Below are 14,849 nucleotides of genomic sequence, written 5' to 3'. Positions count from 1 at the left end.
GCGGTTCGGGGTGGGCTTGGGGAGGGACGGGACGCGGTCCTCACCCGGCAAGACGTGCACCCACACGGCCGAAGCCTCAGTTCGAATATTAGTTCGAAATTGCCTGGAACCCCACGCTAGGCACCGAGGGAGGCGGAAATCAACACTTTGCCCCAAAAAAATCGCTAACGTCCTCAATGTCCGCATCCGAGTCCGGAATGGGCACGCCTGCGCCAGTGCCGCGGCCGGATCGGCCGCGGCGCGCATCCGACCTCCTCGTGTGCCTCTCCGTCGCAGACCAGCTCGCCCTCCCAGGATTCCTTGCCCTCACCGACGGCGAGGACGGCACCCGTGCGTACAGCGTGGGACGGCGGAGACCCGATGGCTGCCGGACTGGTTGCTTGCGCAGCACGGCGATCATCTTCAGTACGGGCCTCCCCGCCCGTCGGCAGGACCGTCTCGCCTCGGCGGCACGAGGTCGAAGTGCTCCCACGCGGTGGGCGTGGCGACCCGGCCGCGCGGGGTGCGGGCGAGCAGTCCCTCCCGCACCAGGAACGGCTCGGCGACCTCTTCCACGGTCTCCCGCTCCTCCCCCACCGCGACCGCGAGCGTGGACAGGCCGACCGGCCCGCCGCCGAACAGCTTGAGCAGCGCGCCGAGCACCGCCCGGTCGAGCCGGTCCAGGCCGCGGGCGTCGACCTCGTAGACCGCCAGGGCCGCGGAGGCGACCTCGCGGGTGACCACACCGTCGACCCTGACCTGGGCGTAGTCGCGGACGCGGCGCAGCAGGCGGTTGGCGATGCGGGGCGTGCCGCGCGAACGGCCGGCGATCTCCGCGGCACCCTCGGGTGTTGTCTCCACCTCCAGCAGCCGGGCGGAGCGGTGGATGACGCGCTCCAGCTCGGTGGGCTCGTAGAACTCCATGTGCGCAGTGAAGCCGAAGCGGTCGCGCAGCGGCGGTGGCAGCAGGCCGGACCGTACGGTGGCGCCGACCAGGGTGAACGGGGGCAGGTCGAGGGGAATGGCGGTGGCGCCGGGGCCCTTGCCGACGATGACGTCGACGCGGAAGTCCTCCATCGCCATGTAGAGCATCTCCTCGGCGGGCCGGGACATGCGGTGGATCTCGTCGAGGAAGAGGACCTCGCCCTCCTGGAGGGAGGAGAGGATCGCGGCCAGGTCGCCCGCGTGCTGGATGGCCGGTCCCGAGGTGATGCGGAGGGGGGCTTCCATCTCGGCCGCGATGATCATCGAGAGGGTGGTCTTGCCGAGGCCGGGAGCGCCGGAGAGCAGCACGTGGTCGGCGGTGGCGCCGCGCGCGCGGGCCGCGCGCAGCACCAGGTCGAGCTGCTCGCGGACCTTCTCCTGACCGATGAACTCGTCCAGGTCCTTGGGGCGCAGGGCGGCCTCGACGGCCCGGTCCTCCCCCTCGGCGGACGCACCGACGAGCCGCCCGATGAGGGCGGCGGTTTCGGCTTCGTCCCAGGTCATGCGGTCCACTCCTCTCAGCGGGCACGGTTCAGCGTGCGCAGGGCGGCGCGCAGCAGCTGCGACGCCTTCGGGGTGGCGCCGTCGGCCGCGGTGGCCTCGGCGGCGGGGGTGACGGCCGCGATCGCCTCCTCGGCCTCGTGCGCGGAGTACCCGAGGCCGACGAGCGCCGCGCGAAGTTGTTCGCTCCAGGGCGCGGGAGCGGCGGCGCCGGCCGGGTGGCCGGTCGCGGTGGCCCCGGTCGGCTCACCGAGCCGCCCGGCGAACTCCAGCAGCAGCCGCTGGGCGCCTCTCTTGCCGATGCCGGGCACGGCGGTGAGCGCCTTCTCGTCGCCCTGGGCGACCGCGCGCCGCAGCGCGTCCGGGGTGTGCACGGCCAGCATGGCCTGGGCCAGACGCGGCCCCACGCCGCCGGCGGTCTGCAACAGCTCGAAGACCTGCCGCTCGTCGTCGTCCACGAAGCCGTAGAGGGTGAGCGAGTTCTCGCGCACGATCAGGGAGACGGCGAGCCTGGCCTGCCGGCCGATGCGGAGCCCGGACAGGGTGTTGGGCGTGCACTGGACGGCCATGCCGACGCCGCCGACCTCGACGACCGCGGTGTCGGGGGCGAGCGCGGCGACCGGGCCGCTGACGAAGGCGATCATCGGATCGTGCCCTTCCGAAGTCGTGCGGGTGCGGGAGCGGGGCGGGCGGCGACATGCGCCTGCTGCAGGCGGTTCAGGGCCGGGGCGCGCCAGATGTGGCAGATGGCGAGGGCCAGGGCGTCGGCGGCGTCGGCCGGCTCGGGCGGGGCGTCGAGCCGCAGCAGCCGGGTGACCGTGGCGCCGACCCGGGCCTTGCCGGCGCCGCCGCCACCGGTGACGGCGGTCTTCACCTCGCTGGAGGTGTGCCAGGTGACGGGCAGGCCGCGCCGGGCCGCGCACAGGATCGCGACCGCGCTCGCCTGCGCGGTGCCCATCACGGTGCGCACGTTGTACCGGCTGGACACCCGCTCCACGGCGACGGCTTCGGGTTGGTACTCGTCCAGCCACCGCTCGATGCCGCACTCGATGAGGAGGAGGCGGTGGCCGAGGTCCGCGTCCGCCGGGGTGCAAAGGACGCCGGCGCCCGTCATCGTGAGCGGCCGTCCGGGGGCGCCGTCGACCACTCCGAGGCCGCACCGGGTCAGCCCCGGGTCCACGCCGAGCACCCGTACGGCGCTCTCCCTGAAGGTCAAAGCATTCATGATCGAGCCAAGCTTGTGCAGGGGGTCGTGTTGACGCTGGTCGGGCGGCGAGTCCGCTCTGCGGACGCAGGGCGGGCCCTCCGGGGGCATCGCGCGACGCAGACGGAGTCCGCCTGCGAAGCTCGATGCGGACATGGAGGGATTTTCCGTGGGCCCCAGCCGGCGATATACGATTTTCCGTACATGTCCGACCTGGCCTGGACTTCATAGTAACTCGAACAATTGTGCGAGGAGGCGTGATGGCCACGCGGGCCCCGCCCCGGCGGGGAGCCGCCCGAACGCGGCTCCCGGTGGTCGGCTCGCACTGGCATCGGAGTCGACCGCCCACCGCAGGTTCCTGATCTGGTCAAGAGCCGGTGTCTGGGGGCCGACTGCACGAAGAGATCCTGCACCGCCTGGACGACGCCGGTCTCCTCGACCCGTCCCGAGCAGTGCTCGACCCGGCCCACATCAGGGCTGGAAAAAAGGGGGGCGAACTCACAGACCCGAGCCCCGTGGACCGGGGCAGGCCGGATTCCAAGACGCACCTCCTGTCGGACCCGAACGGACTGCCCCTCCTCGTCGGCCTCTCCACGGCCGACACCCACGACAGCCTCGCGCCGAAGCCGAGGGTCAAGGGGCGCCAAACGAGACACGACCCGCGCCGCGGCCGGTACTTCAAGCCCCGGCGTCCACCCGCGGACAAGGCATACGGCGTCCCTCACCTGTGGAAACGGCTCTGGGTCATGCACATCGGTGTGCGCATCGCCCGCAAGGGCGCCGAGTCCAGCGAACGATCAGGGCGCCGACGATGGGGCATCGAGCGGACCAGGTCCCGGTCCTGGCTGACCGGCCACCGCAGACTCAGCCACCGCTACGAACGTCAACCCCGCACCTGCCTGGCCTCCCTCGGACTCGCCGCCGCCCTGTGCTGCTACAAACGATTCGCCCGCCTCACCACACAGGTCTCGGTCGTGGGCTTCAAGCCTGTCCCACCTCGGTGAGCGCCAGTAGTTCCGCGCGGGCTTGGGCAAGCTGGTCCGGGGTCAGGTACGGCGTGTTCACTGCGGCGATCAGCCCTTCCGCGGCGTAGCGGATGGTCAGAGCTCGTCCCGGTGGCAGGCCATCGGCGTCGAACGCCTCGTTCCAGGCGCGGGCGTCGGCCTGCTGGAGCGCTTCGGCGGACTCCGCGGCTTCCAGGGTGCCCAGTGCGGCGAGCAGGCCGCTGGGGCTGAAGACGCGGGTCAGGTACTCGCTCCCTCCGGCGAAGGCGCGTACATATCCGCGGGTGAACTTGCCGGGGCGGTTCTCGGCGAGATCGATGTGGGCACGGACCTCTTCCCAGGACCGGCTGATGGTGTGCTCGATCACCTGGCCGATCAGCTCCTCCCGGGTCCGGAAGTGGTGCATCAGTCCGCTCTTGGTGACTCCGGCGAGCGCCGCGATCTCCGCGAGGCTGGCCTTGGCCCCCCGCTGTTCGAACGCCCGCTCCGCCGCTTCCAGGATCGCGCGGCGCGTGCGCTCACGGTCGCGCACCAGCTCTCGCTCAGGCAGCGTCATGGTGCACCTTAGCCACGGGGACCGACGGGATGACCCGCCAGGCGATCACGGCCGCCACCAGCAGCAGGACGGCTGCGATGAACGACGTCGTCCGCATCGCCGAGGCGAACGCGTCCCGCGCGGCAGTGATGACCGCACTGTCATCGATCGTGGCCAGCGTCGAGGCCAGCGACTCATTGACGGTGGCGTGTTCCCTCGCACCCAGGTCCTGTGGCAACTCCAGCCGGGAGCGGTACATCGCCGTCTGCAGCGAGCCCAGGACCGCGATACCGAGGGCGCCGCCGAGTTCGTAACCGGTCTCCGCGATGGCAGCCGCAGCACCCGACCGCTCCTTCGGCACCGCACTGACCACGGCGTCGGTCGACAGCGTCATCGCGATCCCGATCCCGAGCCCCAGGGCGACCAGTGAGGCTCCCAGTCCCCAGTAGGACGCCCAGGGTGCGGTCGCGCCGATCCCGGCGAGCCCGAGGGCCCCCAGGCCCAGGCCGAGGCCGATGGAGCGCCCAGCGCCCAGCCGGGCGACCAGGAAGCCGATCACGGCAATCACCACGATGGAGGCGAGGGTCGCGGGCAGCTCGGCGAGCCCGGCGTGCAACGGCCCGTAGTCCCGCACCATCTGCAGGTACTGGGAGAAGAAGAAGAGCAGGCCGAGGAAGGCGAAGATGGCCAGCGCATTCGCACCGACGGCGCCGGCGAAAGCGGGGAGCCGGAACAGCGAGACGTCCAGCAACGGAACGGTGAGGCGTGTCTGCCGGCGCAGGAAGGTCCATCCGGCCAGCACTCCCACGACGACGGCAAGGAGCACGATCGCGTCGGGCCCGCTGCCGATCCAGCGCTTGACGGCATACACCAAGGGCACGATCGCCAGGATCGAAAGCGCCGAGGAGGCCAGGTCGATCCGTTGGCCGGCGGTGCCGCGGGACTCCGGCAGCAGGAACCATCCACCGACCAGCGCCAGCACCATGATCGGCACGTTGATCAGGAACACCGACCCCCACCAGAAGTTCTCCAGGAGTACGCCGCCCACCAGCGGCCCCAGAGCAGCCCCCGCGGTGGCACCGACCGACCAGAGCGCGATCGCGCGCGTCCGTTGCACGGGGTCGACGAACACGGAGCGCACGATCGACAAGGTCGAGGGCATCAACGTGGCCCCGGCCACGCCGAGCAGGGCTCGAGCCGCGATCAGGGCCTCCGCGTTGGGCGCGAAGGCAGCGAGCACGGAAGCCGTGCCGAACGCCGCACTCCCCATCAGCAGGAGGCGCTTACGGCCGATCCGATCGGCGACATTGCCCATCGTGATCAGCAACCCCGCCAGCACGAACGCATAGATGTCACCGATCCACAGCACCTGGGTGGCTGTCGGTGCCAAGTCCTCGGTCAGCGACGGAACGGCGAGATACAGCACCGTGCCGTCGACAGCGAGCAGCATCACGACGAGCACGAGTACAGCGAGCGCGGCCCACTCGCGAGGGCCGGCGAGCCGCGGTGTCAGATCCAGATCAGTCACGCCACCGACCGTAACAGACCATATGGACGGCTAAACCACCCAACTGGCCTGTTGGGAGGTGTTCCGCCTCACCCCATAGGGCACGGTCTTGGTCAGGTCCGGCGCGGTGTGCTCCCCTACGCACCACACCTCCTTGTGGGGCCCGGCCATCACGATGGCCGGGCCCCACAAGGAGGTGTGGTGCGGGTCAGGTCACCATCGATACCAGCGGCCGCGGCCACCGCCGGCGCTGGTGGAGCGCATCACGAAGCCCAGCAGCCACAGCACCAGCACGGCGAGGGCCACCCACCACAGAATCTTGACGGCGAAACCCGCACCGAAAAGGAGCACTGCGAGAAGCAGAACAAGAAGCAGGGGAACCATAGTTATCGACCTCCTGCGGCTCCGTCTGCCCTGCCGATGCCCCTCCATTCCTGGGCGTTGGCTTGTTTGTGAAGGGAGAGGCGGGGCACAAGCGGATTTACCGCGACAGCGGCACCAAAGGATATGAGGAGGCGCGTTCCATGACTGCCGGCGAGAAGGCCAAGGCGAAGACCGAGCAGGCCGAGGGAAAGGCCAAGGAGGCCCTGGGAAGCGCCCTCGGCAACGACCGCATGGCTGCCGAGGGGCAGGCGCAGAAGAGCAAGGGCGACGCCCGTGAGGCCAAGGAAAAGACCAAGGACGCCTTCAAGCACTGACGCGCTGTACTGGTCGAGGGCCTTTCCGGATCTTTTCCGGGAAGGCCCTCGTTTTGTTGCGGCGAGTGCCACGTGCCCATTGCGTTCCGGGCGCTTGCCGTCGGCAGTCGCCCCCCAGCCGCACGGGAGGCCGACCAGCCGTGATCGTCCGTCTCGGCTGCACGGTGACCCCGTTCCCGCATGGCAGGCTTCCCTGGCGTCCGGGAGTGACCACTGGTCGATGCATGCGGTCCTTGCGTGGTCCGTCCCTGCCGCGCCTCTCCCCTGCCCCCAGGCCGGCTGCGCCTCTCCCCTGCCCCCCCAGGCCGGCTGCGCAGGTTCAGAACGCCGCTGGAGTCAGGACCGAGTGGCGGAGTCGCTGTCGGGGTGGACAGGAAAGATCTGGCCGAGGCCGACGATGCGCAGCACGCGCAGTGTGTGGGGAGGGACGGCTGCGAGCGCGATGTCCGCCTGGGCGACGTGGGCGTATGACGTCCTGGGTGCACTCCAGCACCAGCGTCGGCACCTGCACGGTTTTCAGATCGTCCCTCGAGTCCGACAGGAACGTGGTCCGGGCCAAGACACGTGCCATGTCCGGGTCGGTGGCGCAGAAACTGTTCGTCAGCTCCTCACCGAGCTCGGGCCGTTCCGCATTTCCCATGATCACCGGCGCCATCGCCGCCGACCAGCCCAGATAGTTCGACTCCAGTGACGCCAGCAGTTCGTCGATGTCCTCGGCGCTGAACCCGCCCCGGTAACCGTCGTCGTCGATGTACCGCGGAGACGGAGCGACCATCACCAGCACCCCGACGCGCTCCGAAGCCATGCCGGCGGCCAGCACCCCGATCATCGCGCTGACCGAGTGCCCGACGAACACCGCATCGCGCAGGTCGAACGCTTCGCACACCTCCACCACATCCCGGGCGTACCCGTCCAGCGAGGCGTAACGGTCCTCCGAGAAAGCGGACGGATCCGCACGGCCCGAACCCACGTAGTCGAACAGCACCACTTGGTATTCCTCGACCAGCGCCGGCACCGTCAGCCGCCACATGTTCTGATCACAGCCAAATCCATGGGCCAGCACCACCGTTCGCCCCTGCGGGTTGCCGATGACGTTGACATTGCTCCTGCGGCCGATATCCATCCGGCCAGTCTCCCAGGCCGCGTTCACCCTTCCCCCACGGCTGCGAACCCACTGTCCGACCCGCACAACGCCCTCACAAAGACGAGCGGTCAACTCCTCACGGGCACACCGCGGCGTAAACGGCCGTCGCATCGAGAGCGGGGGCACGGTTCGCACGGAGTCCGGTCCCTGGGACAGCGCGGTCTGCGGCTCTGCCGGATGCGATCTCCTGAGCAGCGCACACCAGGCGACGAAGTCGTCGGGAGCGGTGCGGTCCGCCCACCGTCAGCGGCACGCTCGAACAGTTCACGATCGCCGGCACCGGCCCCGCGCCGAACAGAAAACCCAGTGGACGCCCCATGAACAGGACGACAGCGGGTAAGCGAAATTACGCGATAGCGATGACTTGTACCGAAATGATGAGGAACGACCCACGGGAAGAGTTTATGGTCACCCCGTTTGAAAATCGGGCATCGGACGAACAGGGATCCGCAGCGCCCCTGCGATACCGCGCCGCCTGGAACACGGCAGATGCATCGATCGCCGAAGTCCGAGCGGCCGTACGCACACTGCTGGCCCGGGCCGGATACGACCCCGGCCACCGGCCGAGCCAGGACGCCCAGCTCATCGTCAGCGAGCTGGTCACCAATGCGCTGCGTCACGCGCCCGGTCCGGGCGGCCTGGCGCTGGAAGTGGCACCCGACGCCGCCCTGCTGCGCGTCACCGTGAGTGACAGCTCCCCTCGCCCGCCCGAACTGCGAGCACGCGACGCCCGCCGCGTCGGCGGACACGGCCTGCACCTGGTCGCCCAGTTGTGCGACCAGGTGCACACCATCGTCCGGGAAACCGGCAAACAGGTCGTCGCTCACTTCCGCCTGCGCAAGCCCGCTCACTAGCCGGCGTCTGCGGCAGCGCAGGCCCGAAGACTCAGGAAGTCGCCGGCCCACCGGCGGGCGGTTGCAGTGCCCGCCTCGCTCGGGCGCCTTCTCAGTGATCGGTGAGCATGCCTTCCCGCAGCCGGGCGAGAGTGCGCGACAGCAGCCGGGAGACGTGCATCTGGGAGACGCCCAGGTGTTCGCCGATCTGGGCCTGAGTGAGTTCCTCCACGAACCGCATGTGGATGATCTGCCGGTCCCGCTCGTCGAGTTCCGCGATGAGCGGAGCCAGGGCGTGGAAGTCCTCCACCAGCTCCAGGGCCTGGTCCTGGGTGCCGATGAAGTCCTGCAGCGCGGCTTCGCCGTCCTCGTTACCGTTGATGGTGGCGTCCAGGGAGGAGGAGTTGTAGCCGTTCGCGGCGAGGCGGGCCTCCCGTACCTCTTCCTCGGGCAGGCTCATCAGCTCCGACAGTTCCTTCACCGTCGGGGTGCGGCCCAGGCGGCTGCGGAGTTCCTCGGTGGCGCGCGCGAGCTGGACGCGGGCTTCCTGGAGCCGGCGCGGAACGTGGACGGCCCAGGTGGTGTCGCGGAAGAACCGCTTGATCTCGCCGACGATGTAGGGGATGGCGAAGGAGGTGAACTCAGTCTCCCGGGAGAGGTCGAACCGGTCGATCGCCTTGATCAGGCCGATCATGCCCACCTGGACGATGTCCTCCATCTCCTCCGGCCCGCGGCTGCGGAAGCGGCCGGCCGCGAAGCGGACCAGGGACATGTTCATCTCGATCAGCGTGTTCCGCGCGTAGCTGTACTCCGGCGTGCCCTCCTCGAGCACCGCCAGCTGGTCGAAGAACAGTTTGGACAGCTCGCGGGCGTCCTTCGGCGCCACCTGAGAGGGATCAGCGACCTCCGGCAACTCGTGCGCCTGCGTGTCCGTTTCCGTCACGTTCATGAGCGCCATGACATATCCCTCCCACCGTCGAAGCCAACCGCGCTGCCGGCCGAATGCAGCCGACGCCGCCAGGCGGATACCCCCTCATCTTGCATCCATGCCTGCACTCGCACGAACAAAAAGGGGCCGCACTTGTCGAGCGGCCCGGCACTCAAGGGGACGGTGTGCCGGCCGGTCTGCGACGTTCGCCGTGCCAGTCCAGTATCAGGACCGTGGCGTCGTCCTTGAGGTTGCCATGGCAGGCATCAAGCACCGCGGCGGTCAGGCTCCGGACGGCTTCTCTTGGATGCAGCGCGCGGGTGGCGTGAACGACCGAGGCCAGGTCGACGGCCGCGGCACCGCGCTCCTGCATTCCGTCGGTGAGCAGAATCAGGCGGTCTCCGGGCTGCAGATGCAGTTCCTGTAGACGGTAGGGGGTGGGTGCCGCCACACCGAATGGCAGGTTGACGGCGAGTCCGACCTCTTCGACGGTGCCGTCGCGCAGCCGCAGTGGCCAGGGGTGACCGGCGTTGACCAGTTCACAGAGACCTGTTTCGAGGTCGACGCACAGCAACTGTCCGGTGGCCAGGCCGCGGTTGTGGCTCAGCAGGGCCTGGTGGGCGTGCTGGGCCTGCTTAAGGGCGTCACAGCCGCTGCGGCGTGCCCGCCGCAGTGCGCCGACCAGCAAGGTGGCCAGCAGAGCGGAGTCCGTGTCGTGGCCCATGGCGTCGGTGATGGACAGGTGCAGGGTGCCGCGGTCGAGCGTGTAGTCGTAGGTGTCGCCACCGATGTCGTCGGCGGGGACCAGCCCGGCGGCGAGGGTGAACTGGGCCGCCTCGCAGCAGGGGGCCGAGGGAAGCAGCTGGTGCTGGATCTCCGCAGCCAGGCTGGTCTCGGTGGTGCGCCGGCCCAAGTGGTACAGATCGGTGAAGCGGCGGTCCGTGACGATGATGTAGGCCAGCGCGTGTGCCGCCTCGCGCACTTGTCGGAGCACGGTGTCGTCGGCGGACTGCAGGGTCACCTCCAGGACGCCGATGCAGTCGCCGCGGTTGGTGACCGGCGTGATGACGCGCCGTCCGCCCTGGCCGTCCGGTTCCACATACTGGCGCTGGCTCTGCAGAACGCTGTCGTAGACACTGCCCTGCAGGTCGATCGGCTCGGCATCACCCGCGGCATCACCGCCGGCCGCGGTGAGCCGTACCAGCCGCTGACCGATGAGGTCGACGAACAGGAAGGACACACACACCGCGCCGAACCGCTTTTGCAGGTCGTGTGCCACCACGTCTACGGACTCCCCGGGCGGCGCCGCCTCCGCAGCGGCCAGCAACTCGCCCAGTTCCAGATCTCCACCCTCCACGGCAACCTCCTATCGGCTGCCACAACTTTTTCCCCAAGTTTTCGCGAGATCACCTGACGCGCCCAAATTGCCTGGTCAGGGCGGTGAGCCAGGTCGGTGCGGGGAGGTCCCGGGCCCGCCGGGTGGCGTCCGCGGGTGGCCGGGCGGCCAGTGCGCCGGCGGCCGGGGGACCCGGAGGAGGAAGCATGTCGACGCACGGTGGACGGGCCGGAGCGGGCCGGTGCCGCTCGGGTGCGCGGTGGTTGCCGGAGCGCTGCCGCCTTCGCCTGCCGCCGTGGCCCCTTGCCCGTCATCCCGCAGGCGCTTCGACAAGCGGCTTGCCCCCCTCTCTCCAACCGACCCGGGATCCTCGGCAGGAACACGCCGGTTCAGAACCGCCGGAAGTGGCCGTGTGGCCGAGCCGCACCAGCAAGCGAGACCGCCGCCTGCTTCCCATGCCCCCACCGCCGGATCGCTCCCCCAGACCGCTCGACGATCCATGGGAGCTTCACCGGACGCCCGTCCTCACCCGCCTCAGTGGGCCACGAACTCCGGCTCCCACGGCCGCGGCCCCACGCCGTCCTGCCAGCGCAGGAGTTCTTGACCGTCCATGCACACGATGCCGCACTGTTCGGCGTACTCGATCGCGGGGGCGGTGAAGTCGCTGGTGGTGACCACCACGGCGACATCGGCCTCGTGAACGGTGAAACACGTGCCGCCGAACCGCTGCATGTCCTGGGAACCGACTCGGTTGGCGTCGCAGTACCGCTTGCACTGGATGACGACCAGGCGCCCGTCCGGCGTCCTCGCCACGACGTCGGCGCCCAGGTCGCCGGCCCCGCCCACGACGTCCACGTCGAGACAGCCGTCGCGTCGGCACAGCTCGGCTATCGCCTGCTCGAACTCGGCGGGGTCCAGCTCCTCGTAGCCGATCTCCCCGGTGTCCGCGGACACCTCGTTCACGGGGTCCAGGAGAGGGACGGTCCGTTCCACGTCGAGACGACCGCCGCAGGGATCGGTCCGTGCTGCCACGGGACCGGCGACGGGAGTCGGTGGAGCGGTGTCGAGGGCTTCGACCGCCGTCTCCGTGGCCTCGTCCAGGGCTTCCGCGGCGTGGCGCGCGAGCCTCGCTGCCGATATCCGGCGCCCTCTGCGGCAGACGGCCACGACACCGCTGACGCCCACGAGGACGAGCGCGACGGCCCAGACAGGATGGCGTTCGGCGGCGGCCGTCGCGGTACGGACAGCCGTGCCCACCACTATCAGGATGACGGCGAGAAGGACGAAGTACAGTGCCGTCGCCCGGAGTTCGAACCGGTGGGAGCGGCGCCCGGAACGCGAAGCACGTGCGGGTACGGCCATGGTGATGCTTCCTCTCCGAGGACGTCAACGAAGATCAAGAAGCGTCTGCCCAGGTACGGGAGGTTCTATCGAACCGGTGCGACCACCCGGGTCGCCGCGCTTCCCCACCGTCGACGAAGCCCGCGCCGCTGTGCCGGCCGCATCACCGCTTGAAGAGCCGCTGCCGGACGAACGCTCGGTGGTGGAGGGCCGGGTGCGGCGGCGTAAGTTCGCGCAGGACATGGCGATGCGGGCCCCGGGGGCCCCGGCCTGCGACGAGGTCGGGGAGAGCGGCTCCCCCGTGTCGACCGGTGTGGGGACGGCGCGGACCGGCATCGGCTGCCCGTCCGGCCATGTGTGCATCGACTCGGAGAGCGATTTCGGCAGGTAGCCCTGGATCGGGCGCGCGGTCGACGGGAGCGTGAAGGACCTGCCCTCCCCGATACGCGACCGTGGCAGCTCCCTCCACAACAACTTCGCCGACCGGACGTGAGAAGCCCTCCGGCTCCGAACAACAGGGCCAGAGGGCGTTCCTGTCCCAGGCCCGCTTCACCCTGAACGGGCGGGACTCCTCCCCACTGCGGCCCTGCCCAGCGGCGAGCCCCACGCTGTGCGGGGCGGCCTTGCCACGTCCGCCGTCGCCGTGCGCGACGGGAAGGCCCCATGGTGCCGCAGGCCCCGAAGTGCCCCTTTCCGGAGCGGGTTCCGGCGGCCTCGGCGATGAACGGGCCGCTGCAGACGTGCTGCCGGACGGGCCCTGGCGGCACGGAGATCACCACCGGCGCCGACAGGGCGAGCGCCCTTCGCCGACTCCGTGTCTACGACCGCCTCACCCGGGGGAGACGGCCTGCCGGCGTTCCACGGTCTTCACGACATGAAGTGGGTCGCGGAGCGGGCCCGCTCCCACATGCCGGGCAGCTGTTCCTCGGGACGCTGCTGCTCGCCGTGCAGGGCGTTGAGGATCACCAGGCATCCGGTCAGGGCCGGCACGGCCCACTGCGCGCAGGCCAGCTGCCGCCGGGCCTTGTCGATGTCGATGGGGTGCTGCTCCGCCTTCTCGATGTCCTGCGGGTCCGACGAGGAGGCCAGCTCGACCTTCTTGCCCAGGATGCGGGCGTAGGCGGTGGCGGCCAGGGCCACGGCGGTGACGACGGTCTTGGCCGCGGTGGAGGCGGCCACTCCCTGCTGGGCGGCGACGCGGTGGGCGTTCGCAGCGAGCAGCCCGCCGCCGCCGAACAGATGCGCGCCGATGGCAGCGGCGTTGACCGGCGTCCACTTCGCCCAGCCCGATGAGGCGATCCGGTCCTTGTCCTGGCTCGTTCCGCCTTCCTCCTTGGCCGCGCCGTTCAGACCGACCGCGCCCATGAGTGAGCCGCCGAACCAGGCAGCCAGGCCCAGATCGTGCAGGCTGCGGATCCAGGTGTTGCGTTCGGTCACGAGAGCGCTCCTTCGAAAGGGGGTGAGCCGACAGGGGTATCGAGCACTCCCCCACCCTCACCCGGCCCCACTCTCACCGCCATCACTGCTGACCCGGGCGGGTGCATCCTTGCGCAGAGCAGTTCATCGGACGGAGCCGTGCCCAGGCGCAGATCCAGACGGTCTCTCCGCTGCCACAGGGGCAAACACTCCGGACGAAGACGGTGAACTTTTTCCCACCTGCTGGGTGGACCGCCCAGCCGGGGTGACAGACAGTGGCAGAAGGCTGGACAAGGAGTGCGGATCGAGTACGGCGCACTGCGCGGCGAGCGGTGCGGAGGGCACCGCTCGCCGCCGGGTTCGTGGTGGTGTGGTTCAGGCTTACGTGCCGTTCGGCTCCAGCTGCCGCATGCGCCCGTCGAGTTCGCGCTGGTAGAAGTCGATGAAGCCGTCGGGGTCGGGGCCGGCGTTCTGCATGACCAGCCTGTCGAAGCCCGCGTCGACGAACTTCTGCGCTACTTCGACGTACCGGGCGGGGTCTGTGCCGCAGGCGAACTTCTCCAGGATGTCGTCCTCGCGCACGGTCGTGGTCGCGGCGTCGAAGTTGACCGGATTGGGCAGCTCGCTCATGACCTTCCATCCGGTCAGTGCCCATCGGGACGTCTCCAGGGCCGCCTGTGCCGCGGTGTGCTCGTCGCTCGCCCAGGCCATCGGGATCTCCGCATACCCCGGCCCGGTACCGCCGGCGTCACGGTACTGCTGGACGATCTCCGGCTTGTCCTCGGTGGCGAACAGGCCGTCGCCCAGTTCCGCGGCGATGCGGGTGGACGCCTGGCCGCTGGCGGCCACCGCGATCAGGGGAAGCTCCTCCGGGAGGTCGAAGACCCGGGCGTCCTCCAGCCGCAGGTGTTTCCCTTCGTAGGAACGGTACCCCCCGCTCCACAGCAATCGGATGATCTCCAGGGCTTCCTTGAGCATTTCATGTCGCGTGCGCACCGCGTCCGGGAAGCCAAGGCCTACGACGTGCTCGTTGAGCCGCTCGCCCGAGCCGACGCCGAGGACGAAACGGCCCTCCGACAACAGGGCGAGGGTCGCCGCTGCCTGAGCGATGATCGCCGGGTGGTAGCGCACCGTAGGACACGTCACGCCGGTCGCCAACTCGATCCGTGAGGTCTTGGCCGCGATGCTCCCCAGTACCGTCCAGGCGAACGGTGAATGACCCTGATTGTCGAGCCAGGGGTGGTAGTGGTCGCTGATCTCGACGAAGTCGAACCCAGCCTGCTCCGCGAGAACCGCTTGCCTTACCAGTTCCGCCGGGCCGAATGCCTCTGCGGCCAGCTTGTAACCCACCTTCACGTGTTCCTCTTTCCTCATGCCCCGTGGGCGTTTCGTCCGCTCAGAGGTACCCGCCGGTGCCGCCGCGTAACGAGTACCCGCCC

Annotated in this window: 15 protein-coding genes and 1 pseudogene; 4 read left to right on the top strand and 12 right to left on the bottom strand. The window is 69.7% G+C overall.

From position 1 onward, the window contains the following. Window positions 1-402: 402 nt before the first annotated feature. The 3 genes from ruvB to ruvC are packed head-to-tail and all read right to left on the bottom strand — an operon-like array spanning window position 403 to window position 2,680. The gene (ruvB, locus tag ACIF80_RS16575) at window positions 403-1,467 is read right to left on the bottom strand and encodes a Holliday junction branch migration DNA helicase RuvB (protein WP_399804926.1); all 1,065 of its coding nucleotides are present in this window, start codon (window positions 1,465-1,467) and stop codon (window positions 403-405) included. Window positions 1,468-1,481: 14 nt separating this feature from the next. Further along, window positions 1,482-2,108 (bottom strand): Holliday junction branch migration protein RuvA, encoded by a 627-nt coding sequence (ruvA, locus tag ACIF80_RS16570; protein ID WP_399804923.1) that lies wholly within the window; start codon window positions 2,106-2,108, stop codon window positions 1,482-1,484. Next, window positions 2,105-2,680, bottom strand: coding sequence for a crossover junction endodeoxyribonuclease RuvC (gene ruvC / locus ACIF80_RS16565; RefSeq protein ID WP_399804920.1), 576 nt, complete (start codon window positions 2,678-2,680; stop codon window positions 2,105-2,107). The genes ruvA and ruvC overlap by 4 nt, the downstream gene beginning before the upstream one ends. 319 nt (window positions 2,681-2,999) lie before the next feature. Here ruvC and ACIF80_RS16560 point away from each other — a divergent pair. Then, a pseudogene (locus ACIF80_RS16560) lies at window positions 3,000-3,672 on the top strand (IS5/IS1182 family transposase); the annotation flags it as partial. Here ACIF80_RS16560 and ACIF80_RS16555 read toward each other — a convergent pair. The 3 genes from ACIF80_RS16555 to ACIF80_RS16545 all read right to left on the bottom strand — a co-directional run bounded on the left by ACIF80_RS16555 (window position 3,650) and on the right by ACIF80_RS16545 (window position 6,098). Further along, window positions 3,650-4,228: a TetR/AcrR family transcriptional regulator gene (locus ACIF80_RS16555; protein ID WP_399804917.1), complete on the bottom strand. Its 579-nt coding sequence runs from the start codon at window positions 4,226-4,228 to the stop codon at window positions 3,650-3,652. The pseudogene ACIF80_RS16560 and the gene ACIF80_RS16555 sit on opposite strands and share 23 nt — an antisense overlap. Next, the gene (locus ACIF80_RS16550) at window positions 4,215-5,735 is read right to left on the bottom strand and encodes an MFS transporter (protein ID WP_399804913.1); all 1,521 of its coding nucleotides are present in this window, start codon (window positions 5,733-5,735) and stop codon (window positions 4,215-4,217) included. The genes ACIF80_RS16555 and ACIF80_RS16550 overlap by 14 nt, the downstream gene beginning before the upstream one ends. Before the next feature lie 192 nt (window positions 5,736-5,927). Further along, window positions 5,928-6,098, bottom strand: coding sequence for a hydrophobic protein (locus ACIF80_RS16545; RefSeq protein ID WP_399804910.1), 171 nt, complete (start codon window positions 6,096-6,098; stop codon window positions 5,928-5,930). A 140-nt stretch (window positions 6,099-6,238) separates the two neighbouring features. Here ACIF80_RS16545 and ACIF80_RS16540 point away from each other — a divergent pair, with 140 nt between their 5' ends. After that, window positions 6,239-6,412 (top strand): CsbD family protein, encoded by a 174-nt coding sequence (locus ACIF80_RS16540; RefSeq protein ID WP_065001439.1) that lies wholly within the window; start codon window positions 6,239-6,241, stop codon window positions 6,410-6,412. 319 nt (window positions 6,413-6,731) lie between these two features. Here ACIF80_RS16540 and ACIF80_RS16535 read toward each other — a convergent pair whose 3' ends face one another. Further along, window positions 6,732-7,535: an alpha/beta fold hydrolase gene (locus ACIF80_RS16535; RefSeq protein ID WP_399804907.1), complete on the bottom strand. Its 804-nt coding sequence runs from the start codon at window positions 7,533-7,535 to the stop codon at window positions 6,732-6,734. A gap of 425 nt (window positions 7,536-7,960) precedes the next feature. Between ACIF80_RS16535 and ACIF80_RS16530 the strand changes: the two genes are divergently transcribed. Next, window positions 7,961-8,410 carry an ATP-binding protein gene (locus tag ACIF80_RS16530; protein WP_399804904.1) on the top strand — a complete coding sequence of 150 codons (450 nt, stop codon included), beginning with the start codon at window positions 7,961-7,963 and terminating at the stop codon, window positions 8,408-8,410. A gap of 91 nt (window positions 8,411-8,501) precedes the next feature. Here ACIF80_RS16530 and ACIF80_RS16525 read toward each other — a convergent pair whose 3' ends face one another. From ACIF80_RS16525 to ACIF80_RS16515, 3 genes are all read right to left on the bottom strand, one after another. Next, entirely contained in the window at window positions 8,502-9,347 is an 846-nt protein-coding gene (locus ACIF80_RS16525; RefSeq protein ID WP_399804901.1) for an RNA polymerase sigma factor SigF, read from the bottom strand. Window positions 9,348-9,489: 142 nt separating this feature from the next. Beyond that, window positions 9,490-10,674 (bottom strand): PP2C family protein-serine/threonine phosphatase, encoded by a 1,185-nt coding sequence (locus ACIF80_RS16520; RefSeq protein ID WP_399804898.1) that lies wholly within the window; start codon window positions 10,672-10,674, stop codon window positions 9,490-9,492. 513 nt (window positions 10,675-11,187) lie between these two features. Continuing rightward, window positions 11,188-12,015, bottom strand: a complete 828-nt coding sequence (locus ACIF80_RS16515; protein WP_399804895.1) for a restriction endonuclease — start codon at window positions 12,013-12,015, stop codon at window positions 11,188-11,190. 76 nt (window positions 12,016-12,091) lie between these two features. Here ACIF80_RS16515 and ACIF80_RS16510 point away from each other — a divergent pair, with 76 nt between their 5' ends. After that, on the top strand, window positions 12,092-12,385 hold the full coding sequence (locus tag ACIF80_RS16510; RefSeq protein WP_399804892.1) for a hypothetical protein: 294 nt from the start codon (window positions 12,092-12,094) through the stop codon (window positions 12,383-12,385). A 476-nt stretch (window positions 12,386-12,861) separates the two neighbouring features. On the opposite strand, the gene ACIF80_RS16505 is transcribed toward ACIF80_RS16510, so the two are convergent. Next, window positions 12,862-13,431, bottom strand: a complete 570-nt coding sequence (locus ACIF80_RS16505) for a hypothetical protein (RefSeq protein WP_399804889.1) — start codon at window positions 13,429-13,431, stop codon at window positions 12,862-12,864. A 360-nt stretch (window positions 13,432-13,791) separates the two neighbouring features. Further along, a complete protein-coding gene (locus tag ACIF80_RS16500; RefSeq protein WP_399804887.1) occupies window positions 13,792-14,766 on the bottom strand; it encodes a TIGR03557 family F420-dependent LLM class oxidoreductase in 975 nt (324 codons plus the stop codon). Window positions 14,767-14,849 lie beyond the last annotated feature (83 nt).

This window comes from Streptomyces sp. NPDC085927 (assembly GCF_044540975.1).
In the GTDB taxonomy this organism is placed as follows: Bacteria; Actinomycetota; Actinomycetes; order Streptomycetales; family Streptomycetaceae; genus Streptomyces; species Streptomyces hirsutus.
This window is presented reverse-complemented; position numbering and strand designations above follow the sequence as displayed.